The following is a 25782-nucleotide window of genomic DNA, read 5'->3' as shown; positions in this document are numbered from 1 at the left end:
GGATTAGGGACATGACCGATTTCACACTGAAAACCGACGCTGACGGCGTGGCCATCATCACATGGGACACCGTGGGCAAATCCATGAACGTCATGAACCAACAAGGGTTCTTGGATCTCGACGCGCTGATTGATCAGGCCTTGGCCGATGACACCATCAAGGGGGTGATCCTCACCTCTGGCAAGCCGGACAGCTTTGCTGGCGGCATGGATCTCAACATCATCGCTAAAATGAAGGAAAGTGCGGGCGACAACCCCGCCAAAGGCTTGATGAACGGATTGATGGACACCCATAAAATCCTCCGCAAGATCGAACGCGGCGGTATGGATGACAAAAACAAAGGTGGCAAACCGATTGCCTGCGCGATGCAAGGCACGGGGCTCGGCATCGGCTTTGAAATTCCGCTGGCCTGCCACCGTATCTTTGTGGCCGACAATCCCAAGGCCAAAATCGGCCTGCCGGAAATCATGGTTGGCATCTTCCCAGGCATGGGCGGCACCACCCGTGTGACACGCATGTTGGGGGCCATGGGGGCATCCCCATTCCTGCTGGAGGGCAAATTGTCCAACCCGCAGAAAGCCAAATCGGCCGGTTTGGTGCATGAAGTGGTTCCGGCTGACGAGCTGCTGGCTGCGGCAAAAGCTTGGGTCTTGTCCGAGCCAAAGATCGTAAAGCCATGGGACGAAAAGGGTTACAAAATGCCCGGCGGTGCGCCCTATCACCCCGCTGGATTCATGACCTTCGTCGGGGCTTCTGCAATGGTCAACGGCAACACCAAAGGCGTCTACCCCGCGGCCAAAGCGCTGCTGTCAGCCGTCTATGAAGGTGCCATGGTGCCATTTGATACGGCCCTGAAGATCGAAGCCCGCTGGTTCACTCATGTCCTGATGAACCCAAGCTCGGCCAATATGATCCGGTCTTTGTTCATCAACAAGGAAGCCTTGGAAAAGGGCGCGGTGCGTCCTGATGTGGCGGATGAGAAGGTCAAAAAGGTCGGTGTCATTGGCGCGGGCATGATGGGGGCTGGCATCGCGCTTGTCTCCGCTATGGCTGGCATAGAAGTGGTGCTGATCGACGCCAAACAAGAATCCGCAGACAAAGGCAAAGCCTACGCCGAGGCCTATATGGACAAAGGCATTGCCCGCAAGAAGGCCACGCCCGAGAAGAAAGAGACCGTGCTTGGCCTGATCAACGCGACGGTGGATTACGATGCGCTTAAAGGCTGCGACTTGATCGTTGAGGCCGTGTTTGAGGATGTGGCCGTCAAGGCCGAGGTCACCAAGAAGGTGCAAGCCGTGGTTGGCCCTGACTGCATCTTCGCGACCAACACATCGACCCTGCCGATCACCGAACTTGCGAAAGCCTCCGAAAGTGCAGAGAACTTCATCGGCATTCACTTCTTCTCGCCAGTTGAGAAGATGATGCTGGTCGAGATCATCAAGGGCCAAGAAACGGGCGATCGGGCGGTGGCCAAGGCTTTGGACTTCACCCGCCAAATCCGTAAAACACCAATCGTGGTCAATGACGCACGCTTCTTCTACGCCAACCGCTGCATTATCCCTTACATCAACGAGGGCATGCGCATGGTCAAAGAAGGCGTGAACCCTGCCTTGATCGAAAATGCGGCCAAGCTGGTCGGCATGCCGTTGGGGCCTCTGCAACTGGTGGACGAGACCTCCATCGATCTGGGCGTAAAAATCGCCAAGGCGACCAAAGCCGCCATGGGCGACGCCTATGATGACGCTGTAGATGAAATCTTGTTTTGGATGGCCGATGAGGGCCGCCTAGGTCGCAAAACCAACGCAGGTTTCTACGCGTATAACGACAAAGGCAAACGTCAGTTGCTGTGGGACGGGCTAGAGGCCAAATACCCCTTGGCAGACGACCAACCCGATCTGACAGAGGTTCAGAACCGTCTGTTGTTCGCGCAAGTCTTGGAGGCCGTTCGCGCACTCGAAGAGGATGTGCTGATGGACATCCGTGAAGGCGATGTTGGTGCGATCTTGGGCTGGGGGTTTGCGCCTTGGTCTGGCGGTCCACTGTCTTGGTTGGATATGGTCGGTACCCCTTGGGCGGCAGAAACCACCAATGCCTTGGCCGAACAACACGGCGAGCGTTTCAAAGCACCCGATCTGTTGGAGGACATGGCAGCCAAGAACCAAAGCTTCTACGGGCGTTTTAACCCGGCTAAGGCAGCATAATCGATTGAAACCATCGCATGCATGAGTATTCTACGCGCATTGTATTTTGAAACAGGAAAAACTCATGCGTGCGATTATTACGACCCTAGCCTCTTTTGCCCTCTTGACCAGTGTTGCTCAGGCAGATGGATTCAAGCGGATCACATCCAAAGAGGACTACATTGAGCAGGTCGCAGGGAAAAACTACTGCAACGAAACCGGTTGCTGGAAGGTTCGTAAGAACGGCAAGATGAGTGGGAAATTCGGCGAGGCCAAGCTCAAGGGAAAATGGAAGTGGTCCAAGGGCTTCGCATGCCGGTCCGCCTCCTTGGGCAAAAAGGATCTCGGCAGCGATTGCCAGATCGTCGAAACAAACGGCAAGCAAATTCGTGTAACGCGCGATCAAGGCAAGGGTAAATCCGTCGTTTACGTAACCAAGTAAACCAGACGAATCTTTGAAACACAGTATCTAAATCCGGCCTTTTGGCCGGATTTTTCGTATCTTGCACTTCGATGCCTTGGGAGTAGCAAAACACGCGCAAGCAAGATAACACCACCTGCAAGACGGGCTGATCCTACGCTCGCGAGCTAGAAGGTCACCGCACCCAATGTCTGATCCGCGTTTGAAAATCGTTCTGGTCACCCCTGAAATTCCCTATAACACCGGTGCAATTGGGCGCACATGCGTGGCGCTTGGGTTGGAACTTATCCTCATCAAGCCTTATGGGTTTTCTTTGGATGAAAAAGCGGTGCGGCGTGCGGGACAGGACTATTGGAAGCATGTTCATCTGAGCGAATATGAAACTTGGGAGACCTTTCTGGAGGAGCGCAAGCCACCGCGCGACGCCCTCTACTTCTTTGAGGAACACGGTGCCCGAAACGTCTATGAACCCGACTATCAAGAAGATGCATATTTGGTGTTTGGGTGCGAATCCAAAGGCTTGCCGGATGAAATCCTAGATGGCGTGAAGGACCGCATTATCAGCCTCCCCATGCGCAATCCGATTGTGCGCTCGCTCAATTTGGCAAATGTAGCAACCGCCGTAATCTATCAGGCGATGCGCCCGCAACTCGGCGGGTAAATCGGCCGGAGCTCTGGTTAGATCCAGCCCACGGCCACAGGGCGCGCGCGCTCTTTGCGGTCGACTTCGCCCATATTGCGAACCAGCAGGCGGGACTGCCGGTCATTGAGTGGCGTAAAGCGGTACAGCCCATTTGGCGCAGGAATGTCCAAGAACACGCCCCCCTCAGCAACCAATGTTTGCGCATCTTCAAAGCGAAGGGTGACATGTGTCAGATCGCCGTTGACCCGTGCCCGCGAAATGCCGCGGTACCCAATCAGATTCTCTGCGCGTACCGTCACACATGCCTCGCCAAACAATACGCCTGCGGCCTCGTCTTCGATGACCAAGCGCGTATCAGGGGACACCAGCATCGCGTGATCATTGCCAATTGCACCTTCCGGAACCAACAGCGGCCATTGACCTGCGGCGGCTTTGGCGGACGCGAGACTAAGATCGCGGGTTTCGATATGGGTGATTTCCTGTTCGCCCCGCTCGGCTGTCAGAACCTTGTCGCCGACGCTCAGGTCTTCGATAGCAGTCCAGCTGTGACGCGTTGCAATTTTGGTCCCAGCGAATATGCCAGCACTTGGAGCAGTCGTCAGCACCAATGGTTCGACTTTGGAAGCTTTGCGATTTGATTTAAAAAACATGTCCCACACCTGTCTGCTTACTGTTGATTTGGTAGGGATAGCTTTTGCAAGAGTCAGGGATTCGGCGGCAAAAAGGTCATTTTGGGGCAAATTGTGTCCAAAATGGTAACAATCAAAATTTGTAGCCAAATCGCGCGATATCCGCCGCGGCGACCTGCGCGATCAAATCGCGATCAAGCGGACAATAGGCCTCGCGGTAGTTGCCACGTGTCGACTTATTATCATGAGGGAATGTCCCTAGCTTGCAACCAATAAGCCTTTCGACATGGGGCAAGTCTTCGGCCAGATGCTCCAGCCTCACAAAATGCGCGCAGTGTTCTCGGCCTGAAGCCGTTGTCACATAACTGCCGTAGGTCGAGGCTTGAAGCGACGCGACTGTATGCGGGTGGTTCAGGAAACCGCTGAAGTCCAACTCTTGCGCCAAATGCACCGCGCGGTGGTCAAAGGACTGCATTCGCAACCAGTGATAGTAGCTCACCGCGCGGTCCCATGGGTTGCGCACCATGGTAAAGACATTGGCAGCGTCTATCTGCTCTTGTGACACCAACCCCACAATATCGCGCAGCGTAGAATGCTTCCAAAGCCGCCCCGCGGCTTGCACATCCTTCACTCTGCGTCGTCGTTTCACCGCCTTGGGCGTATCCCCCAACATGATATCATCCGCGCGCGCCTTTGCCTCCAGCGCAAGCGCCATAGACGTCCCGCCGGTCTTGGGAATATGCACGAAGATATAATTGCGTCCCTGCGAGATGATCATACCGCCTCACTGCGCCGAAGGATGACCACCCCTGCCCCGATAATGCAGACCATCCCCAGCACTCCCAACACATCTGGCACTGTCCCCCAAAGCACATATCCCCAAAGCCCCGCGGCAATAAGAAAGGAATATTCGAAAACCGCCACATGACTGGCCTCTGCCAGCAGATAGGCCCGAAACAGGGCAGCAATGCCTATGACTGAAACCACCCCTTGCGCGGCTGTCCAAAAGAGGGCCTGCGCGGTCCAATCTTGCCATCCGGTTCCAAAAAATCCGTCGATTTCAGGGGTCGTGACCTTTGCGCTCAGGATCACAAGACCGAGCACACCCCAGATTGCAGACGCGCCGAAGAAGGATAGCACCAGCACGGTTTCGCTTTCATCTGCGCAGTATTGACGGGTCGCGATGGCCCCCAAGGCGTATAGAATCCCCGCTGCGACGGGGACACAATTCATCAAAGACACATCCTGCCCGAACGGGCGTAACACCAGCATCACTCCAACAAAGCCAAGGATCGCGGCCATTGCCCGCCACCGCCCGATGCTTGCGCCGTAAAACCCCCAAGAAATCAGCAACACAAAAATTGGTGACGTCAAAAGCCCCGCCGCAACTTGCGCCACAGACAGGGATGCCACCGCTCCGAAGTACAAGATCATCGCCAAGGAAATACAAAAGGACCGCCAAGCAACGGCGCGCCAGCTTAGAGCTTTCAGACGCCACCCCATGATCAACGCCACCGGCAGCACCCCCGTCAAAACCATTGCAGAGCGACTGGCGTGGAACTGCCAAAGCCCAATGTCCTGCGCGATCACCGGAACGAAATTATCAATGAATGAGAGGCTGACCATGCCAAACACTGCCAGAATCGCCGCTTGACGCGGGTCATAACGCGATGCGCGCTCGGGGATCGTGTCAATTGTCATACATTTACCCCTTATGTTGCAAAAACCCTCTTCCCAAGCGGCTGTGACTTGGGCAATCTCCCCCTCCAGAGTTGCCTACTAAGGGGGGAAAGACAATGGGCTGGATGACTGACGAGACAGGTTTGGAAAAGCGCGAGGCAAACTATGTCCCGCTCACCCCACTTTCACATCTCAACCGTGCGCGCGAGGTCTTTGCGGACCGCGAGGCCATCGTCTACGGCAATATCCGCCAGACCTACGCTGAGTATCATGCACGCGTGACGCGGCTGGCTTCTGCGCTGTCCAAACGCGGGGTGGCGTCTGGGGACGTCGTTGCAACTGCCCTGCCCAATTTGCCCGCGCAAGCCGAAGCGCATTTCGGCGTGCCTGCTTGCGGTGCGGTGCTCAACACCATCAACACCCGCCTTGATAGCAGCACAGTCACCTATATTTTTGAGCACGGAGGCGCGAAGGTCATTCTATGTGACACGCAGTTCTTGCCCATGGTCGAGGCCTCCAAAGCTGCCTGCGCGGGCGGCGGCCCCGAAATCATCGAAGTGCCAGACGCGCAAGCGGGCTATCCTGCCACTGGCCGCCATCCAACCTATGAACAACTACTAGAAGACGGGGATCCAGATGCCCCTTGGCAGATGCCACAAGACGAATGGGAAAGCCTCGCGCTTAACTACACCTCTGGGACAACGGGGCGACCAAAGGGCGTCGTCTATCACCACCGCGGCGCCTATTTGATGACCATGGGCACCGTTGTGTCTTGGCGCATGCAGTTGTTCCCCAAGTTTTTGGCCATCGTGCCGCTGTTTCACTGCAACGGCTGGAACCACACGTGGATGATGCCGGTTTTGGGGGGCACTGTGCATTGCTGCCGCGATGTCACCGCCGACGCGATATATACAGCCGTCGCGGAGGAAGGCGTCACGCATTTCGGCGGGGCTCCTATTGTTTTGAACATGTTGGTCAACGCCTCTGATACGGCCCGCAAGCCCTTCGATCAGCAGGTAGAAGTCTTCACCGCAGGCGCGCCCCCTGCTCCCGCAACGCTGCAAAAGATTGAAACCTTGGGCTTCAATGTCACGCAGGTATACGGGCTTACGGAGACCTATGGGCATGTGACGGAATCTTTGTGGAACCCTGATTGGGATGCGCAGCCCGACGACGCAAAACCGGCCTTGAAGGCCCGCCAAGGGGTGGCCATGCCAATGATGGAATATGTCACCGTCGTGGATGCGCAAAACACCCAAGTGCCGATGGATGCCTCGGCCCAAGGCGAGATCGTCATGCGAGGGAACGCGGTGATGAAAGGGTACTACAAAAACCCCGCCGCCACGCAGGAAGCCTTTGAAGGCGGCCACTTCCACTCCGGCGATATTGCTGTTCAGCACCCTGACGGGCATATTCAGATTGCTGATCGCGCCAAGGATATCATCATATCTGGCGGGGAAAATGTCTCCTCTGTCGAGGTCGAGGGTGTGTTAATGTCCCATCCTGCCGTTTCTCTTTGTGCGGTTGTTGCCAAACCGGACGACAAATGGGGCGAAGTGCCTTGCGCGTTTATCGAGCTGAAAGCAGGCGCCAAGGCTACTCAGGAAGAAATGATCGCCCATGCCCGCGCCCATCTGGCGGGGTTCAAAACACCCAAGGCCATCGTGTTTCAAGAGCTTCCCAAAACCTCGACCGGAAAGATCCAGAAGTTTGAATTGCGGGACGTCGCCAAGGCGCTGTGAGATAGGTCGCCTGCGTGAATTCGCACATCGTTGCTTGTAAACCCGTTGAGCCAGCACGGATTTCAAGCTATTCTATCGGGATAGCATAATAAAACAGGCAGCCGCGGCGAATGACGGCGTTGAAAGAATATGATCGTCTGGAAACAACAGGCATTTGGCGCGAAAGCCCAGATGCCCAACGTCGTGACGTTCTGGTCTCCTTTGGGGACGCCACTTTAGTCATTCAAGATAAAACTGACACCGCGCTGGCGCATTGGTCGCTGCCAGCTATCGAGCGTCTGAACCCAGGTGCGCGCCCCGCCTTGTTTCGCCCTGGCCCTGATGCCGGCGAAGAGCTGGAACTCGACGATGACACGCTTATCAACGCGCTTGAGAAAATCCGCAAAACCGTGGAGCGACGCCGCCCCCACCGTGGGCGTCTGCGGCTTTACGTGTTCACCGGCCTTATCGCCGCGATTGGTGCTTTGGGCTACTTTTGGCTTCCGGGCGCATTGGTTCGCCATACGGTTTCTGTAGTTCCCGACAGCAAACGCCTCGCGGTGGGCACCGCACTGCTGGGGCATATGACACGTCTTACAGGTGATACCTGCCGGTCCAACCTCGGGGCTGCGGCCTTAGCGCGACTGAAGGCGCGCGTGCTAGGGGATGGCCTGCGCAAAGCCTATGTGGTGCCGTCAGGACCTGATGGGGCGCTCTATCTTCCTGGTGGGTTGCTTTTGCTGAACCGCACGTTGGTCGAGGACCATGACGCAGCGGATGTTGTCGCAGGGTATATGCTGGCCGCAACAGAGCAAGCGAGCCACATAGACCCGATGGAATTGCTGCTCGAAGAGGCCGGAGGGGCGGCAATGCTGCACCTTCTCACCACGGGGCAGATCAAGGATGAAGTGTTGCGCGACTATGCCGAAACACTGCTGGCCAAACCTTTGCCTGCGCCCAATTCCGATCTGCTTCTTGATCGTTTTGCGACTGCAAAGGTGGCCGCTAGCCCCTATGCCTACGCTGTTGATGTCACAGGGGAAACCACCCTGAACCTGATCGAGGCCGATCCCTACCGTGACACAGAAGCCCCACGGCTTATCTCGGATGGGGATTGGATCAGCTTGCAGGAAATTTGCGCAGAATAGCTTATCAAGCGGGGGCTTAGAAAATCCCTAGGACCCGCATTTGCTTGGCTGTCGCCCTCTTTCCCGTCGCCGGATCGATAAGGTAGCGCGGTACGGTGTTGGACCACACCAAATTCATTTGCGCCTTGCCAGACGTGGTGCCAACGCCGCGCAGCGGGTTCAAGCGATCATCCTTCCAAGCGGCCTTGTGACCTTTCGGAATAGGAAGGCTGGCTTCCGCAATCTTGCGATTGGCCCCTTTTGGTCCAACCCGTTGACCTTGTGGGGCTTGGTTGTGGCTTTGGGGTGAAACCTCTTCGCGGATCACGCTGCGGGTTCGCGCATTTTGCGGGCCGCAGCGCGCTCCGTCATTGATGAACTGAGAGCTGAAATCGCTGGCGTCGCCACAGCGGTAGATCACCTTAGGCTGCGCGGTTGCCCGCCCTTTCTTCACCTGCCTACGCACGACAGGGGCTTGTGGCTGCGGGGCTGCTACAGATTTGCGGACGACGCGCGGTTGCGCCGCTGGTGCGGCTACCTGTTTGCGCACTACGCGGGTTTGCGGCTTGGGGGCCGCGACAGATTTGCGAACGACACGCGTTGTTGGTTTTGGCGCGGCGGGGATGACTGTGGTCGTTTGGCGGACGACCTTCGCACCTTTGGGTATCTTTGGTGCAACGGATTTGCGCACCACGTTTTGGGCAGGGGCTTTCGCTGCACGTGGCGCCGCTTTGGCTGTGCGTGACGCGGACTTCAAACTTGGCGTTTGCCCGCATACCAGCTTGCGCGACCGCGTTACCCGAGGCACCCAAGTCACATTCCCGCTAAAGCCCGCGCGAATATAAACACAGCCGCGGCTGTCCACATATTGCTTGCCTTTAAAGGATGCAGGAGGGTTCTCCGCAGGGCCACTGTTGCTGCGCAAATTTTGCGCATCTGCGCCGATAAGGCCCATGCTTAAAGCTAGAATTGACACTGACAGTAACCGCAAAAGTCGCATATTAGTCCCCACTAAATATAGTGGTCACAATGCAACAGAGACACTATCAAGTAAAGTCAGAAACTACCTTATTTTGTACCGAACATACGGTCGCCCGCATCCCCTAGCCCAGGAACAATATATCCATTGTCATTCAAGTGACTATCTACTGAAGCCGTTACAATCGGCACGTCTGGGTGGGCTTCCTTCATCCGCGCAACGCCTTCCGGAGCAGCCAGCAAACACAAGAAACAGATGTTTTTTGCGCCCGATTTCTTCAACAAATCAATCGCCGCCACCGATGAATTACCCGTCGCCAACATTGGGTCCACAGCAATCACCATGCGGTCATCCATGTGCTCTGGCACCTTGAAGTAATACTGCACAGGTTGCAGCGTTTCTTCATCGCGGTACAGGCCCACAAAGCCCACGCGCGCCGATGGGATCAGCTCCAACATCCCGTCCAACAGACCATTTCCAGCCCTCAGAATTGAGATCAGCGCCAGCTTACGCCCCGCCAGCGTCGGGGCATCCATCGCTTGAACCGGAGTTTCAATGTGCTTGGTTTCCAGCGGCAAATCGCGTGTGACCTCATAGGCCAAAAACTGGCTTATCTCGCGCAGCAATTGCCGAAACACTGCAGTGGAGGTTCCCTTTTCCCGCATCAAGGTCAACTTGTGCTGAACCAGAGGGTGATTAACGACTGTCAAATGAGGGGACGCACTCATGAGGTAGGCTCCAGTTGTTTGAGTAATTTTTCACGGGTGGCCGCATCGCAAAATGCGGCCTTCGCAGCTGCTACATTGACGTCACGCACGACCTCATCATCCCAGCCGAATGTGTCGGCCAGCAAGTCATATTCACGGCTGAGGGTCGTGTGAAAAAAGGGCGGATCATCCGTCGAGACCGTTACAGGCACCCCGCGCTCTCGCAGTTTCTCTATCGGATGGGATTGCCAGTCGGGATACACCCCAAGGGCCACATTAGAACCCGGGCAGACCTCCAAAACAATCTGATGCTCGGCCAGATGATCAACCAATGCGGGATCTTCTATGGAGTTCACCCCATGGCCTATGCGTTCTACTTTTAGGTCCCGCAGGGCTTGCCATACGGATGCCGCCCCGCCCCACTCACCGGCGTGAGTAGTCAAACGCAGGCCAGCCTCGCGGGCCATGTCGTAACTATAGGCATAATCCCCCTGAGCGCCGACCATCTCGTCGCCCCCCATCCCGAAACCGGTGATGAAGTCACCCGCGGTTTCCGCAGCGCAAAGTGCTGCAGTCTTAGCCTGCTCCGGTCCGAAGTGGCGAATACAGGTGACAATCCCGCGCATGTCGATCTCTGGCAGCTTGGCCGCAGCTTCCTGCATGGCGATCATATATTCGCGCCATGCTCCCACATCCCCTCCGCCGCAAAAGTCAGGGGATAGAAAGGCCTCTGTGTAGATCACCCCTTGCTCTATCGATTGCTCTAGAACCGCGGTGGTCAGGCGGCCAAATTCCTCTGGTCCTGTGAGCACCGTGCAGGCCGCTTCGTAGACGCTTAGGAATTGGTTGAAATTCTCGAAACGATAAGAGCCGTCATCGTTGAACACGCCTTCAAGGTTCAGACCCTTTTCCTGCGCCAAGCCGCGAATGAACGCCGGAGGGGCAGCGCCTTCGATGTGAAGATGAAGTTCGATCTTGGGGATGACGGTCACAAAAAGCTCCTTCCGGGGCCGCGTTGTGACAGCCCCAAGTGATCTGCTATAGACGCCGCCACATCAACGAACATGACGTTGCCCAAATCCTTCACACCGGCCCCCGCGACCACAACAGGCACCTGTTCGCGCGTGTGATCGGTTCCTGTCCATGTGGGGTCGTTGCCGTGATCGGCCGTAAAAATCATTATGTCGCCGTCCTGCATTTTTCCCAAAAGAGATGCGACCTGCGTGTCGAACCATTCCAGATGCGCGGCATAACCTTTTGGGTTGCGCGTATGCCCATAAAGGCTGTCGAATTCCACGAAATTGGCGAAAACCAGCGCGCCTTCTGGGGCTTCATCCATCACGTCCGATAAATGCGCCATCAAGACATTATCGAACCCCTTACGGCTGTCATCCACGCCGCGCCCCGAAAAAATGTCACTAATCTTGCCAATGCCATAGGTCGCGCGGCCATCCGCCTTTGCCCAATCCAGCAAGGCAGGAGACGGCACTTCCATAGCATAGTCGTGACGGTTTTTGGTGCGTTTGAAACTGGCGGCATCTGTGCCGATGAAGGGGCGCGAAATGACCCGACCAACATTCATTCCATGCAACATCGGTGCCATATGCGCGCAAAGTTGCTGCAAACGTTCGAGACCGAAACTGTCTTCATGAGCCGCGATCTGGAAGACGCTATCGGCAGAAGTGTAGCAAATCGGCTTGCCGCTGCGCATATGTTCTTCGCCGAGCTGCTCGATGATGACGGTGCCCGAAGCGTGGCAATTCCCCAATATCCCGTCGGTTTCGCAGAACTTTGCCACCTCTGCCACGACTTCGGGCGGGAAACTTGGGGTGCGATCCGGAAAATAGCGCCAATCCCACGGCACCGGCACACCGCTCAATTCCCAATGGCCTGAGGGGGTATCCTTGCCCTGAGAGACTTCGGTCGCGACCCCGTACATTCCTTGTGCCGGCTTGTCAGACAGCCCCGCGGCCAACCCCAACCCAAGGCGGGTCAGATTGGGCATCTTCAGGCCGACGTTCTGGTGAATGTGCAGCAGCGTGTTGGCCCCTTCATCCCCGAACTTGGCGGCGTCGGGTGCGTTGCCGCAGCCCACAGAGTCCAGCACGATCAGGAAGGCACGGCTCAAACGGATACCCGATCAATGAACAAGTCTGGCGTGGTGACTTTGGCGGCCCCGATCTGGAAGGCTTTGCGCACCGCCCGTTCGGCTTTGGCGGCCGCCTCCTCGGTGGCGGCGTGGACCATTGCAAGCGGGGTGGATTTATCAACGGCCTCGCCGATACGCTTGAAGCCAGACAGGCCGACGGAGGGGTCGATTTTGTCGGACTCGCGACGGCGCCCGCCGCCCAGCTCCACCACGGCCACCCCTAAGGAGCGGGTGTCAATTGCGCGAATGTAGCCCGTCGCAAGCGGCAGCACCTCGCGCACGATATTGGCTTCGGGAAGGCAAAAGCGCCAGCTTTGGTCAAAGTCCGTAGGGCCGCCAAGATAGGCAACCATCCGACAAAACCGCTCCATCGCGGCGCCGCTGTTGATCGTGTCGTTCAGCATTACCCACGCGGCCTCCGCGTCGATCTTCATATGTTTGTTGCTGGCCAGAACTTCGGCACCTAGGGCAAGGGCGACCTCGCGCAGACGCTTTTGGCCCGTTCCACTGAGTGCTTCCATGACGGCGCGCATCTCAACTGCGTTACCTGCGGCCGTTGCCAAGGGCTGCGACATATCTGTTATCAATGCGGTTGTCGGGCAGCCAGCGCCTGCGGCGACCTCCACCAGCGAAAAGGCCAGCCGCTTGGCCTGCGCAGAATCTTGCATGATCGCGCCATTGCCAGCCTTCACGTCCAACACCAGCCCTTGGATGCCCGCCGCCAGCTTTTTGGCCAAAATGGAGGCCGTGATCAGATCGATGCTGTCCACTGTCGCCGTCACATCCCGAATGGCGTAAAGGCGGCGGTCTGCTGGGGCCACCTGCCCCGATGCGCCGACAATGGCACATCCTACTTCGCGCACCACATGTTGAAACTTGGACGTGCTTACTGTGCTGACAAACCCGGGGATCGCCTCCAGCTTGTCCAATGTGCCGCCTGTGTGCCCAAGCCCACGACCTGACACCATCGGAACATAGGCCCCGCAGGCTGCCAAAGCAGGGGCCAAAACCATCGATACCGGATCTCCGACCCCGCCGGTGGAATGCTTATCAAGAACCGGCCCCGGCAATTTCCACCGCAGCATCTCTCCGCTATCGCGCATACCTTCGGTCAAGCCGACGCGGCCGTCCGCGCCGAGGCCTTCCATCGCCACAGCCATCGCAAACGCACCGGCCTGCGCATCGCTTACGCCGCTTTGCTCAGCCAGAGCCTTGCCGAACCAGCGGCATTCGGCAGTGCTCACCGGTTGGCGAGTGCGAATTTTACCTATGATCTGTGCTGCATCCATCGGTTAAGCCATATGCCCCGCATCAAACGCGCCAGGCAACAATGCGGCTACGGTTGTTTTCTCTTGCGCGCCGGATGTGGTGGCAAGGATCACTGGAACACCGCCCGCAGCAAATTCCGCGATCTTCTGACGGCACCCGCCACAAGGGGGAATAGGGGTCGGAGAACCGGCCACGACGCAAATTTCCGCGATCTCGCGCTCGCCCGCTGCAACCATAGCCGCAATCGCACCAGCCTCCGCGCATGTCCCTTCGGGATAAGCTACGTTTTCCACATTGCAGCCCACATAGATCGCGCCAGATGACGCGCGCAGGGCAGCCCCCACCTGAAACTTGGAATATGGCGCATGGGCGTTCTCGCGAACAGCCAGCGCAGATGGCAGCAAATCAGACATGAATGTCCCCCAAGACGTTTCATGCGATATTGAAGTGAGCGGACAAGATATTCAATGCCTCCCCGCTGGGAAACACGGGGAAAAACGGGGAAAAACGAAGGCTTATAGAAGTTTTCTGACCCGCCCGTTGCGAAATGCAAAAATGCGCGCTGAACTTGACGCAAAAATCAGATTTTGGCCTCTTGGCTACCCTTGCGGATAGCCAAGTTCTTTCAACGCCTCGGTGATCTCGTCGAGGATCGCCGGGTCATCAATCGTGGCTGGCATTTTGTAGTCTTTGCCATCCGCAATCGAGACCATCGTGCCGCGCAAAATTTTGCCCGAGCGGGTTTTCGGCAGACGGTCCACCACGCAGGCCAGTTTAAACGCAGCCACGGGGCCAATCTGGTCGCGCACCCGTTTGACTATTTCCTGAACCACATCTTCATGCGCACGATCCACGCCCGCGTTCAGGCAGACAAAGCCCATAGGCATTTGCCCCTTCAGCGCGTCGGACACTCCGATAACCGCACATTCGGCCACATCCGGATGGCCGGCCAAAACCTCCTCCATCGCGCCGGTAGACAGCCGGTGACCGGCCACATTGATCACATCATCGGTACGCGCCATGATGTAGAGGTAGCCATCTTCGTCGATCATGCCCGCGTCACCGGTCTCATAGTAGCCGGGAAATGTGGTGAGGTAGCTTTTCACAAAACGTGCTTCGGCGTTCCACAAGTTCGGCAATGTGCCCGGAGGAAGCGGCAGCTTGATCGCGATTGCGCCCAATTCGCCCGCCTTCATTTGGTGACCGCCTTCATCCAGCACTTGCACATCATACCCAGGCATCGCCACCGTCGGGGAGCCGACCTTGACCGGCAGCGCCTCGATCCCCATGGGATTGGCCGCAATGGCGTAGCCTGTTTCGGTTTGCCACCAGTGATCAATGATCGGCTTGCCCAGATGGGTTTGCATCCATTCTATCGTGTCAGGGTCTGCGCGCTCCCCTGCCAAATAGACATTCTTCAAACACGACAGATCGTAGTTTTTAATCAATTCGCCTTGCGGGTCCTCGCGCTTGACCGCGCGAAAGGCCGTGGGGGCGGAGAAGAAGCTTTTGACATTATGTTCCTCTACCACACGCCAGAATGTGCCTGCGTCGGGGGTGCCGATGGGTTTGCCCTCGAACACCACCGTGGTGTTGCCATGGATCAGCGGGCCGTAGCAAATATAGCTGTGGCCCACGACCCACCCCACGTCTGACGCGGCCCAAAACACGTCGCCACTGTCAACGTCATAGAGGTTCTTCATGGTCCAGTTCAGCGCTACCAAATGCCCCGCCGTCGGGCGCAGAACGCCCTTGGGTTGGCCGGTTGTGCCGGAGGTATACAAGACATAAGCAGGGTGATCGCCGGACACAGGCACGCATTCGGCAGGCGCGACCCCGTCTTGAAAGCTGTGCCAGTCGAAGTCGCGCCCCTCAATGAGCTGCGCCCGTTCTTGCTCGCGCTGAAGGATCACACAAAAATCGGGCTTATGCGTTGCAAGGTCAATCGCGCCATCCAGCAAAGGTTTGTAATGCACCACCCGCCCCGGCTCTATCCCGCAAGAACTGGCAATGATGGCTTTGGGGGTCGCATCATCGATACGCACAGCCAGTTCATTTGCCGCGAACCCGCCGAAAACCACCGAGTGTACGGCCCCGATCCGCGTGCAGGCCAACATGGCCTCCAAGGCTTCGGGCACCATGGGCATATAGATGATGACGCGGTCGCCTTTCTCCACCCCTTTGGCGCGCAAGGCCCCCGCAAGGGACGAGACGCGCGTCAGCAATTCGGAGTAGGTGATTTTTTGTTTGGTTTGGGTGACGGGGCTGTCATAAATGACAGCCACACGGTCGCCAATTCCGGCTTCGACATGGCGGTCTAGGGCGTTGTAGCAAGTGTTAACTTCAGCATCCTTGAACCATTCGTACAGCGGTGCCTTGTCAGAGAAGAGCGCTTTGGTCGGCGGAGTAACCCAGTCAATCGCCTCGGCCTGTTCCATCCAGAACCCGTTCGGGTCGTCAATCGAGCGCTTGTAGATATCGGCATATGTCATGGTGGTCCCTCCTCTTCCCACGCATAACTAAAGCCGCTGAACCAAAAGGGCGCAAGGCGCAGGATGCCGCAGTTTGCGCAATCTCTGGCCCCAAAAACTGCGACCGCATCCATTGGTCGCCATTTTCTGCATCGCCTTTTGAGCACCGTGACACATTTTTCACGCGCGGCGCAGAACAAAAGGCCATGGCATCATGACACTGGTCTGTGCCGATGCAACATGACCGATCGGAGGCAAAGACCGCGACCGGTATAAAAGAAAAGGCCCGCTGCAATGTTGCGCGGGCCTTATCAAAGGTGACACCAGTGGCGTGCGCTTTTAGATCGCCGCCCTTTTCATCACGACTGCGCGGGCGATTTAGCTGTAAAGCCGTTGCACCCCGAAGCTGTCATGGATTTCGTTTGCCGTCGCTTGGCTGACGCCCAATGCGGTGGCCAATTCGTGCAGATACTTGGCCTCGGCGTTATTGTCCGGCTCAATCGACATCACCGACATCGAGTACACCTGTGTCTCCAACCCTTGCGGGGTGTCCCGTGCCAGCGCCGCGGCATCGACCGGCTCTGACATTGCGTCGCGCACGAATGCCATATCGGCTTCGGTGGCGTCCTCACCGATGGTGGCCATCAGCGTCTCTTTTTCGGTCGCGTCGATTTCGCCGTCGCACCGTGCGGCCATAACCATGGCGCGGATCATCAAACCGGCGGTGTCTTCTTCGGACGGCTCTTGTGAGGGGTTGTCTTGGCTGAGCAGGCTTTCCAGCGAGCTGCCTTGGCCACCGCGTGCGGTCGCCAATCCGCCCAACAGGCCGCCGATACCGCCCAATCCGCCGGAAAGACCACCCGCATTGCCGCTCGCGGCACCGCCGGTCAATCCGCCAAGCATACCGCCCAGACCGCCGGTTCCCGCTGTCGCGGCACCAGCTGCCCCTTTGAGGCTTTCCATTACCTTCCCAATCCCGCCGGATTGCTGGACCTTTTGCATCCCCTTCGCAACGGCAAAACCAATCGCGACTTTGGTGATCATATTCATCAATGACATTGTTTATTCTCCCAACAACGCAGCAAGCCACCGCAGTGGGGCTCTTCGGTATGAAGATGGGGGCCCAGCGGCAAACCGTCTAGGGGGAAAGTCAAACGAGTTCCGGCTCCCGCCCAAGTCGGGTGGCCAATGGGGCCACGGTAAGTCCTTGCACGATGATCGAGAATATCACGACCACATAGGTGGCAGTCAGGATCAGCGGCTTCCACTCGTTATCGGGTAAGGACAACGCAAGTGCGACCGAGATGCCGCCCTTCAGGCCGCCCCACGTCATGATCGGAATCACCCCGCGCGAAAACTCTCGGAACGGGCGTAGCAGTAAAATCGGCACCGCAACGGCGCAAAGTCGTGCCACCAAGGCCAGAGCAATAGCAAGAAAACCAGCCATAACGCCATCCATGGTGAAGGCCACCGCGAAGACCTCAAAGCCAATCAGCAAGAACAACACTGCATTTAAGATTTCGTCGATCAGCTTCCAAAAGCTGTCCACATACTCGCGGGTGACCTCTGACATGCCGTATTTTGCCCCGACATCCCCAATGAACAAGCCCGCGCAAACCGCCATGACCGGCCCCGAAATATGCAGATATACCGCCAAAGAGTATCCACCGAAGGCCAGCGCTAGGGTGATCAGCACCTCAAGCGAGTAGTCGTCGATGCGGCGCATCACTCGGAATGTCAGCCAGCCAAGGACGACCCCCAACAGCGCTCCGCCTACGGCTTCTTGCAAGAACAACATCGCCGCATCAGCCAATCCGCCACCACCGTGGCTTTCGCCATGCGCATCAATCGCTGGAAAGGCCAAACCGACCAGCACCAAGAACACCACATAACCGACGCCGTCGTTGAACAGGCTTTCGCCTGCGATTTTGGTCTCCATGCTTTTCTTTAAATTCGCCTGACGCAACACACCCAGCACGGCCACCGGATCTGTGGGTGAAATCAATGCCCCAAACACCAGCGCGATCATGATCGGCATGCCGGTGATCCATGAGAACCCGAAACCGGCAATCACTGTGGACAGCCCAACGCCCAAAGTCGCCATGAGCGCAACCACACGCCATTCGCCGCGCAGGTCGGCCAGTTTGACATGCAAGGCCCCCGCAAACAGCAGCAAACCCAACATGCCTTCCAACAGCGCCTCGGAGAAATCGATTGATTTCACCAAAGCCCGCACCTGATCTGCCACCCCAAGGTGAGGCGCAAATCCATCAACAGCCAGCACCCCCATAGAGGCCAGCAAGGCGACAATCAAAATCCCGATCGAGGACGGCAGTTTGAGAAACAAGTAGTTAATTGTGCCGAAAGCAGCGGCAAGCACCAACAAAAGTGATGCGATTTGCAATAGATCCATTCGTCGAGGGCTCCGTGTTACCGTTCGATTAATCTGCCCGTGTGGGCGATGTTTCCGCCAACCTACCCCATTCCGGCCAACAGGCCAGTCGCAAACTGACCCAAATCAGCTTTACGTCCCACAGAAGGTTTGATGTATCAGTTGTTGGTTGCTTGGGGCGGCTTCCAAATCAGCGTGCTCTGCCACGTCTTTGAACGGGAGGGCCAGGGCCGCGTTGAGCCGGTTGAAGGGCGCAAAATCCCCTTGCAGCCCTGCTTGTATGGCCTCTTCGACACGGTGGTTGCGCGGGATGATTGCCGGATTGGACGCCATCATAAGCTCCGTGTCTCCGCCACCCCATCGGGTTTCCCAGTGATCGAAGCTGGTCGGGTCTACAAATTCGTCTCGGGCGCCCTGCCCTCGGGCCATGGCTCGAAACACCCGTGTAAAGTCTGCGCCATTGTCTGACATGCGGGTCAATAGATCCTGTATCAGCACAACCTGAGCGTCGCCGCCTGTGGCAAAACCGATTTTGGCGAAGAACACCTGCTTCCATGCCGCGGTGTAATAATCCCCGAAGCTTTCCAGCGCGGTGCGCGCCGCCGTCACAGCCTTGTCGCGATCGGGATCAATGAGGGGCAACAAACTGGTCGCCAGTTGCGCAAGGTTCCACACCAAAACTTCGGGCTGACCTTGGTAGGCGTATCGCCCCTGTTGGTCGATGGACGAAAACACCTTGGCCGGATGATAGGCATCCATGAAGGCGCAAGGGCCATAATCGATGGTCAACCCGCCCACATGCGTGTTGTCCGTGTTCATGACGCCGTGGATAAATCCCAACCCCATCCATTTGGCCACAAGCTTGGCCTGAGCCGCGATAACCGCAGTTAAAAACCCCAAGGCGTCGCCCAAAGCGACCTCCGGATAGTGGCGCTCAATCGCGTGGTCAAGCAACAGGGACACCGCCTCTTGATCATCACGAGAGGCAAAGAACTGGAACGTCCCGACCCGAATATGTGACCGCGCTGCGCGGGTTAGTATTGCGCCAGGGACACCGGTTTCACGTTGCACCCGTTCACCCGTCTGGACCGCAGCCAAGGCCCGAGTGGTCGGCACACCCAGCGCGTGCATCGCCTCGCTGACGATATACTCGCGCAACACCGGCCCCAATCCGGCCCGCCCGTCTCCACGCCGTGAGTAAGGGGTCGGGCCAGAGCCTTTGAGCTGGATATCCCAACGCCCGCCATCAGCCCCCAGAACTTCGCCTATAACATTTGCGCGCCCATCCCCCAGTTGTGGCGACCAACCGCCGAACTGGTGTCCTGCATAGACCTGCGCCAAGGGATCGGCACCGTGAGGCATTGCGTTGCCCGCAAGCATCGCCACGCCGTCATCCGAGCGCAACCAATCCGCGTCTAGCCCCATCTGCGCGGCCAGCGCATCATTCACCGCGATCACCGACGGCGACGCCACAGGTTTTGGCTGCAACTTGGTGTAAAACCGCTGCGGCAAACGCGCATAAGAATTGTCGAAACGGGGCGGGTTCACAAACGTGCAATCCGCTCGTTCAAGAGTTCAAAGAAGCCCTCGGCATTCAAATCCCCCATGAACAAGGCGTTGGCAGGGCGATGTGTCACCCCCCACCAATCGGCCACAGTCATCCCCAAAGTCAGGTCCGAGGTGACTTCGATTTCCACGTTTACATGGCGGCCGGAAAACAATTCTGGCTTCAGTAAATATGCGATCACGCAGGGATCATGCAGCGGCGCGCCCTTGGAGCCGTATTTGTCTTTGTCGAACCGTTCAAAGAAGTCGGTCCATTCCGCAACCATGCGGCCGGCTTCATTTCCCAACGCCCGAAACGCCTCTACACGCGGGCGCGTGGTAAGGGCTTTATGGGTGACATCCAAAGGCATCACCACGATATCCACACCAGCGCCAAAGATGATTTTGGCCGCATCAGGGTCGACATAGATGTTGAACTCGGCCGCAGGTGTGATGTTTCCAACCTGAAAATATGCCCCGCCCATCAACACGATCTCTTGCACTCGATCAATGATGTCCGGTGCACGCTCAAAGGCAGTGCCAATGTTGGTCAGCGGCCCTAGAACGCACAATGTGACAGTCCCCGCGGGCTCCGCACGCAGGGTTTCAATGATGAATTCCACCGCATGCATGTCTTGAAGCGGCATGGTCGGGTCGGGCATGACGGGGCCGTCGAGCCCTGTCTTGCCGTGGACATGTTCCGCGGTCACCAGTTTGCGGCCCATCGGGGCGCCACATCCTGCAAAGACCTTCATGTCCGGCCGGCCTGCAAGTTCACACACGATACGGGCGTTCTTTTGCGTCAGCGCCAAAGGCACGTTTCCTGCGACGGCGGTCACGCCCAAAACGTCCAACTCCTTTGGAGAGCCAAGCGCCAACAAGATTGCCACGGCATCATCCTGCCCTGGATCCGTATCGATAATAATTTTGCGAGGCGTGCTCATAGGGGTCTTACTTTCAGTTTTGTCAGGCGGTTTTGCAGACGTTCGATCACTTCGAAGCGAAAACCGTGGAACGAGAAGACCTGCCCCACCGTCGGGATCGATTGCGCCTCGTGGATCACGAGCCCTGCGACGGTGTTCGCCTCTTCATCGGGCAAAGACCAATCGGCCATTCGGTTCAAGTCACGAATGGTCATGGCACCTTCGACAATGTAATTCCCGTCAGTTTCCGGCTTCAAAGCCTCCACTTCGGCATCGTCGAACTCATCGGTGATCTCGCCGACGATCTCTTCGAGAATATCCTCAAGGGTAATCAGCCCCTGCAAGGCGCCATACTCATCCACCACCAGCGCAAAATGCGTGTGTAGCTTCAAAAACTGGCGCATCTGGTCATCCAAAGCGGTGGTTTCTGGCACGAAATACGGCTCGCGCATGACCTTCATCACATCAAAGTCACTCAGATCGCGCGTTATGCCTTCCGGCCCGCGCAAGGTTTTGTCCACGGCGCGCAACAGGTCTTTCGCATGTATGACGCCCACGATGTTTTCCTGCTCCCCTTGGTAGACGGGGATGCGGGTAAAGTTGCTTTGCAGACATTGGCTTATGATCTTGTCAGGCTTGTCTTCGGCGTTAATCATCTCGATTTCGGAGCGGTGAAGCATGATCTCTTCGACGTCGCGCTCATTTAAATCCAACGCGCCTAACAGGCGGTCGCGTTGTTCTTTGTGGACCACGCCTTCTTCATGGCCCAAGGCCAATGCACCGGCGATTTCCTCATTCACCGACAAGATATGGCTATCTGGGTCAATCTCGACGCCGAACAGCTTCAACATACCGCGCACCAGCGCCCGCACCGCTGTCACCATCGGGGCGAAGATCAGCACGACCACTGAAATGGGGCCGGACACGCGCGCAGCGGCGGTTTCCGAATTGGTGATCGCATAAGTTTTTGGCAGCACCTCGGCGAACACAAGCACCAGCAAAGTCATCACCAAAGTGGCCCAAGCCACCCCACTTTCACCAAAAGCTTTGGTGAATAGCGCCGTCGCCAACGAGGCCGCAAGAATGTTCACAAGGTTGTTGCCCAGTAGAACCGAGCCGATCAAACGCTCGTTGTCTTCGGTGATTTGCAACGCGCGCTCCGCGCCGGGCGACCCTTTGTCCGCCTTGCTACGCAGCTTGCCTCGCGAGGCGGCGGTCAGCGCCGTCTCGGAGCCGGAGAAAAACGCCGACAACAAAAGCAACACCACGATGCCAGCAGAGGTGAGCCAAAAGGCGGTATCAAAGATTGTTGATGCGTCGTCCATTCGGGTTTTCGGTCCTGTAAAAGAAAGCTAAATGAGAGTTATGCGGCGACATGCCCGCTGCTTCAAGGGAAACCGCCATATGACCACCATCCAGAGCTTAGGGGAATTGCACGGCGATGTCGTGTTGTTTGGCGGCATCTATTCCAATGCTCAGGCTTTGGAGCGGCTCTTGGACGTCGCACAGCAACAAGGCATTCCGGCGTCAAATTGCATCTTTACCGGCGATGTAGTGGCCTATGGCGGCGATCCGTTGATTTGTGCCGAACGCTTGGCCGCTTGGGGGTGCCCTGCGATCCTTGGCAATTGCGAACAGCAATTGTTGGACGGTGCATCCGATTGTGGCTGCGGATTTGAAGATGGCAGCGCCTGCGATCTAGCTTCGAAGTCATGGTATACATTTGCCGCGCAGCAGATCGGAACACGCGCGCGCGAATTTTGGAGCACCACCCCCGATTGGTTGGTATTCACCCATTTGGGCAAGCGCTATGCGGTGATCCACGGCGGCGCGCGTGATGTCGCCCAGTTCCTTTGGCCCGATGACAGGACGCAGGTCTTTGCTGAGCAGATCGCGCTGATCGAAGCGCAAACCGGATCGGTCGATGCGGTGATCGCGGGACATTGCGGTATTCCCTTTGAACGCTCTATCCACGGTAAGGCGTGGATCAATGCGGGTGTTATCGGAATGCCCCCCCATGATGGGCGCCCCCAGACCCGCTACGCGGTCCTATCCGCCGACGGCCCTCGCTTTCACCCGTTGGAATATGATTTTGAGCAAGCGGCGGCATCCATGGCGCGTGCGGGGCTAACTTTGGGCTATGATACTGCGCTCAGCACTGGCATTTGGCCCAGCGAGGATGTTCTTCCGCAATCACTTAGGCAGTAAGCTAACCGTTTGCCATGGGGTGGTGATCCAACACCAGCTCTTTCAAGCGTTCATCCAAAACATGTGTGTAGATTTCGGTCGTTGAAATATCCGCATGTCCGAGCAACGTTTGAATGGCGCGCAAGTCGGCCCCATTGGCCAAGAGATGCGTCGCAAAGGCGTGGCGTAAGGTGTGCGGTGTCACTTTTGCGGGGTCCACCCCGCCTGCCACAGCCAATTCCTTGATCAACAAGTAAAAGCGGTGGCGCGTCAGGTGACCGGCCTTGCTGCGAGACGCGAAGAGAAATTGGGACGCAGGCTTGCCTTTGGCTTGTGCGGCCGCATCCAACTCGTCGCGCACCTCGATCCAGACTGCCAGCGCATCACGGGCGGAGGCCGCCAATGGCACCATACGTTCCTTGCCGCCCTTCCCTTTGACCAACAACATGCGCGGATCGCCGCGCGCGGCGGAGACGGGCAAGGTCACCAGCTCCGTAACCCGCATGCCTGTGGCGTAGAGAAGCTCCATCAAGCAGGTGTTGCGCAACCGGTCTTCCTGCCTGCGCGCAGAGGTTTGCGCCGCACCAAGCAAGTTGTCGACTTCCTCCACGCTTAGCGTCTTGGGGAGGGACTTCTTGCGCCCTGGCCCCTTAATCTGGATCGACGGATTGTCTTCTCGCCAGTTTTCCTCATAGGCGAACCGGTAAATTTGCTTGATGGCCGACAGTCTTCGCGCCCGCGTGGATTGTGCAAGCCCCTGATCGTCGCAATGGATCAAATAGTCCTCCACATCCGCCCGAGAAGCGGTTTCGAAGGTAGGCCCACGGTCGGTCAGCCATTCGGCAAAACTGATCAAATCACGCCCGTAGGCCAGCAAAGTGTTCTCGGAGGCATCCAATTCAGCGGCTTGGGCATCCAGAAAGGTCTGGATCCAACGCGACATATCCGCCGAAAGGATCACTCGCCAGGCCGCGTGATCAAGACGAACAATGCCATGCGTCGCGCTATGTCAATCAGCCCCAAACGGCGCAGGCTGCGCAGGCCGTCTTCCAAGGCCTTGGGGTCAGCGCTGGTGCCGTCTTCCATCATCTTGACCGATCTGAGGGTTGCCAATCCCAGATTGCCGCCCTCTATCAACGCCCCCATCGGTGTTGATATCTCATCCGTGGTAAAGGCTGCCGCGACAGCTGTTTCCACCGCGTCCAGATGTCCGGTTTGTTGCAAACGCGACAGCGCCGCCGTGTCGCCTGTTGCAACCGCTGTCCAAATTTCGGCCGTGTCGGTGGCCAGAACGTCAGCCTGCGCCGCCGCTTCATATGCGGGGGACAACATCATCAATCGGGTCGCAGCCTTCCGCGTCGCTTCGGGCAAAGGCAGCCCCAGTAATGCTTCGCCAAACATCGCCGCCAATGCAGGCTCCAAACCTGCGCGGCGCATCGTGCGAACGGCCTTGGGCAATTGTGTCGCGACAGCATTTGGGTCACGCGCGATCAGCGCCACTTCAAAGGCTTGCACGGCTTCGGCACGGTCCCAAACCCCACCAGAGGCGGCGGGCTGGCGCTCGCTATAGCTGGCCAAAAGCCTTGAAGGGGGAATGGCCCCCGTACGGGCCAGACGTTCGGCGGCCGTGATCCGTGGCTTCCAGCCGCCATTCTCCGAAAGGGCTGCAAAGGCGAAAGCGTTGGGCAATGTGGACAGCGACAAGGGCTCCCCGATCGCTTCATGCATGCGGAAGGCCAAAGGCGTGACGCGGGTGGGTACCGGCAAGGGCGCTTCCCCCTCAAACAGCTCAGTGTCTAGAAACCGCGCGAGTAGCGCGTCCTCTGCTAGGGGAATGGCGTCTAGAGCCTTAGCGGTACTCAGGGTCAAATTTGCAGCCGTCCAGTCACCGGCACGCGCCATACAAAATATGCGGGCCGGATAGGTGGGCGACAAATCGGGCTGACGCAACATGCGTGCGCAGGCGGCATCTTCATCGCCAATCAGCAAGCTTGCATCAAACCAGCGCTGGAACAGCGAAACCGTTCCGGGGTCCGCGCGGTCCAGCAGCGCTTTCGCCTGATCCAACGCGCCCAAAGCAAGCAACGCATCGACCCGCGCAAGGAACAACACCTCGGCTGATCCGCTGTCGATGGGCGGGGCCAATTCCGCCAACAGCACCCGCCGTATAAGTTCGGCAAGCGGCGGAGGCAGGTCGGGACGTAAATTGTTCAGCTCCGCCGCAAGAGACTGCGAGCTGCTCGTCCCCCAAAAGCGGGTTGGCAAGCCCGTGACCGAACTGGGAACAAGGCCGACCGCATCGCGGCTTGGCGCGCCCAGCTTGGTGGTGACAACGGCCTCTGGGGTGGCGTTGCGCGACACATCGTCCACGGGTTTTGCTTGTGGAATGACCGGCGGGACTACGACCTTGGGTGCTTCGACGGCATTTGACAACCAATCGATGGCTGACAATGGCTCTTCGGCGCGCAGCCCCCCAACTGAGGTCGCCATGCAGCCAAAAATGGCCAAGAATGCTGCCGTCTTTCTAATTCGCATCCAAAGTAACCGGTTGATTCACTTCGACTCGGCTTGGGCTAAGATCGCCCAGATACGCATAGCCGATTATGCCGATAACACCTATCACGATTAGAAAAATCAGAGCTTTTAAAAGCCTTACCACGCTGCGTCTGCCTTTTGTCTGGGCACTTTTTAGTGCCGTCTTTTGTACCTGTTGAGTGAATCATATATGGCTTTTCCGACAAGTTCACGCCATTCAGGAC

23 protein-coding genes are annotated in these 25782 nt (G+C 57.5%); 6 read left to right on the top strand and 17 right to left on the bottom strand.

Features of this window, described 5'->3' with window-relative positions; genetic code table 11:
• The first annotated feature begins 11 nt into the window (after positions 1-11).
• The 3 genes from Q0746_RS13470 (at position 12) to Q0746_RS13460 (ending at position 3262) form a co-directional block, all read left to right on the top strand.
• Complete coding sequence (locus Q0746_RS13470) at positions 12-2201, top strand: 3-hydroxyacyl-CoA dehydrogenase NAD-binding domain-containing protein (RefSeq protein WP_298261101.1); 2190 nt, start codon at positions 12-14, stop codon at positions 2199-2201.
• A 64-nt stretch (positions 2202-2265) separates the two neighbouring features.
• Positions 2266-2622 (top strand): hypothetical protein, encoded by a 357-nt coding sequence (locus Q0746_RS13465; protein WP_298261099.1) that lies wholly within the window; start codon positions 2266-2268, stop codon positions 2620-2622.
• A 166-nt stretch (positions 2623-2788) separates the two neighbouring features.
• The gene (locus Q0746_RS13460) at positions 2789-3262 is read left to right on the top strand and encodes a tRNA (cytidine(34)-2'-O)-methyltransferase (protein ID WP_298261098.1); all 474 of its coding nucleotides are present in this window, start codon (positions 2789-2791) and stop codon (positions 3260-3262) included.
• Positions 3263-3279: 17 nt separating this feature from the next.
• Here the strand turns inward: Q0746_RS13460 and Q0746_RS13455 are convergent, their stop codons facing one another.
• The 3 genes from Q0746_RS13455 to Q0746_RS13445 all read right to left on the bottom strand — a co-directional run bounded on the left by Q0746_RS13455 (position 3280) and on the right by Q0746_RS13445 (position 5574).
• The gene (locus Q0746_RS13455) at positions 3280-3894 is read right to left on the bottom strand and encodes a Hint domain-containing protein (protein WP_298261096.1); all 615 of its coding nucleotides are present in this window, start codon (positions 3892-3894) and stop codon (positions 3280-3282) included.
• Positions 3895-4006: 112 nt separating this feature from the next.
• The gene (locus Q0746_RS13450; protein WP_298261094.1) at positions 4007-4651 is read right to left on the bottom strand and encodes a sulfotransferase family 2 domain-containing protein; all 645 of its coding nucleotides are present in this window, start codon (positions 4649-4651) and stop codon (positions 4007-4009) included.
• On the bottom strand, positions 4648-5574 hold the full coding sequence (locus Q0746_RS13445) for a DMT family transporter (protein ID WP_298261092.1): 927 nt from the start codon (positions 5572-5574) through the stop codon (positions 4648-4650). The genes Q0746_RS13450 and Q0746_RS13445 overlap by 4 nt, the downstream gene beginning before the upstream one ends.
• A 95-nt stretch (positions 5575-5669) precedes the next feature.
• On the opposite strand from Q0746_RS13445, the gene Q0746_RS13440 reads away from it, so the two are divergent.
• Positions 5670-7295, top strand: a complete 1626-nt coding sequence (locus Q0746_RS13440; RefSeq protein ID WP_298261090.1) for an AMP-binding protein — start codon at positions 5670-5672, stop codon at positions 7293-7295.
• A 110-nt stretch (positions 7296-7405) separates the two neighbouring features.
• Entirely contained in the window at positions 7406-8422 is a 1017-nt protein-coding gene (locus Q0746_RS13435; RefSeq protein ID WP_298261088.1) for a hypothetical protein, read from the top strand.
• A 16-nt stretch (positions 8423-8438) separates the two neighbouring features.
• Here the strand turns inward: Q0746_RS13435 and Q0746_RS13430 are convergent, their stop codons facing one another.
• The 12 genes from Q0746_RS13430 to Q0746_RS13375 all read right to left on the bottom strand — a co-directional run bounded on the left by Q0746_RS13430 (position 8439) and on the right by Q0746_RS13375 (position 22161).
• Positions 8439-9377, bottom strand: a complete 939-nt coding sequence (locus Q0746_RS13430; protein ID WP_298261086.1) for a hypothetical protein — start codon at positions 9375-9377, stop codon at positions 8439-8441.
• Between the two features lie 92 nt (positions 9378-9469).
• Positions 9470-10108, bottom strand: coding sequence for a uracil phosphoribosyltransferase (gene upp, locus Q0746_RS13425; RefSeq protein WP_298261084.1), 639 nt, complete (start codon positions 10106-10108; stop codon positions 9470-9472).
• Positions 10105-11079, bottom strand: a complete 975-nt coding sequence (locus Q0746_RS13420) for an adenosine deaminase (protein WP_298261081.1) — start codon at positions 11077-11079, stop codon at positions 10105-10107. The genes upp and Q0746_RS13420 overlap by 4 nt, the downstream gene beginning before the upstream one ends.
• On the bottom strand, positions 11076-12215 hold the full coding sequence (locus Q0746_RS13415; protein ID WP_298261079.1) for a phosphopentomutase: 1140 nt from the start codon (positions 12213-12215) through the stop codon (positions 11076-11078). The genes Q0746_RS13420 and Q0746_RS13415 overlap by 4 nt, the downstream gene beginning before the upstream one ends.
• Positions 12212-13525 carry a thymidine phosphorylase gene (locus Q0746_RS13410; RefSeq protein ID WP_298261077.1) on the bottom strand — a complete coding sequence of 438 codons (1314 nt, stop codon included), beginning with the start codon at positions 13523-13525 and terminating at the stop codon, positions 12212-12214. The genes Q0746_RS13415 and Q0746_RS13410 overlap by 4 nt, the downstream gene beginning before the upstream one ends.
• Before the next feature lie 3 nt (positions 13526-13528).
• Positions 13529-13918, bottom strand: coding sequence for a cytidine deaminase (locus Q0746_RS13405; protein WP_298261075.1), 390 nt, complete (start codon positions 13916-13918; stop codon positions 13529-13531).
• A 186-nt stretch (positions 13919-14104) separates the two neighbouring features.
• Entirely contained in the window at positions 14105-15997 is a 1893-nt protein-coding gene (gene prpE / locus Q0746_RS13400; protein ID WP_298261073.1) for a propionate-CoA ligase PrpE, read from the bottom strand.
• A 357-nt stretch (positions 15998-16354) separates the two neighbouring features.
• Positions 16355-17035 carry a DUF533 domain-containing protein gene (locus tag Q0746_RS13395; RefSeq protein WP_298261071.1) on the bottom strand — a complete coding sequence of 227 codons (681 nt, stop codon included), beginning with the start codon at positions 17033-17035 and terminating at the stop codon, positions 16355-16357.
• 91 nt (positions 17036-17126) lie between these two features.
• On the bottom strand, positions 17127-18389 hold the full coding sequence (locus Q0746_RS13390; RefSeq protein ID WP_298261069.1) for a sodium:proton antiporter: 1263 nt from the start codon (positions 18387-18389) through the stop codon (positions 17127-17129).
• Between the two features lie 111 nt (positions 18390-18500).
• Positions 18501-19916 (bottom strand): protein adenylyltransferase SelO, encoded by a 1416-nt coding sequence (locus Q0746_RS13385; RefSeq protein ID WP_298261067.1) that lies wholly within the window; start codon positions 19914-19916, stop codon positions 18501-18503.
• The gene (locus Q0746_RS13380; protein WP_298261065.1) at positions 19913-20857 is read right to left on the bottom strand and encodes a nucleoside hydrolase; all 945 of its coding nucleotides are present in this window, start codon (positions 20855-20857) and stop codon (positions 19913-19915) included. The genes Q0746_RS13385 and Q0746_RS13380 overlap by 4 nt, the downstream gene beginning before the upstream one ends.
• A complete protein-coding gene (locus Q0746_RS13375; protein WP_298261063.1) occupies positions 20854-22161 on the bottom strand; it encodes an HlyC/CorC family transporter in 1308 nt (435 codons plus the stop codon). The genes Q0746_RS13380 and Q0746_RS13375 overlap by 4 nt, the downstream gene beginning before the upstream one ends.
• A 79-nt stretch (positions 22162-22240) precedes the next feature.
• Here Q0746_RS13375 and Q0746_RS13370 point away from each other — a divergent pair, with 79 nt between their 5' ends.
• On the top strand, positions 22241-23044 hold the full coding sequence (locus Q0746_RS13370; RefSeq protein ID WP_298261061.1) for a metallophosphoesterase family protein: 804 nt from the start codon (positions 22241-22243) through the stop codon (positions 23042-23044).
• 1 nt (position 23045) lies between these two features.
• Here Q0746_RS13370 and Q0746_RS13365 read toward each other — a convergent pair whose 3' ends face one another.
• The gene (locus tag Q0746_RS13365; protein ID WP_298261059.1) at positions 23046-23966 is read right to left on the bottom strand and encodes a site-specific tyrosine recombinase XerD; all 921 of its coding nucleotides are present in this window, start codon (positions 23964-23966) and stop codon (positions 23046-23048) included.
• A 14-nt stretch (positions 23967-23980) separates the two neighbouring features.
• Positions 23981-25558: a hypothetical protein gene (locus Q0746_RS13360; RefSeq protein WP_298261057.1), complete on the bottom strand. Its 1578-nt coding sequence runs from the start codon at positions 25556-25558 to the stop codon at positions 23981-23983.
• Positions 25559-25782: the final 224 nt, after the last annotated feature.

It is taken from the genome of uncultured Litoreibacter sp. (genome assembly GCF_947487515.1).
GTDB lineage: Bacteria > Pseudomonadota > Alphaproteobacteria > Rhodobacterales > Rhodobacteraceae > Litoreibacter.
Note: the sequence above shows the minus strand (reverse complement) of the source record. Positions and strands in the feature narration are given on the sequence as shown.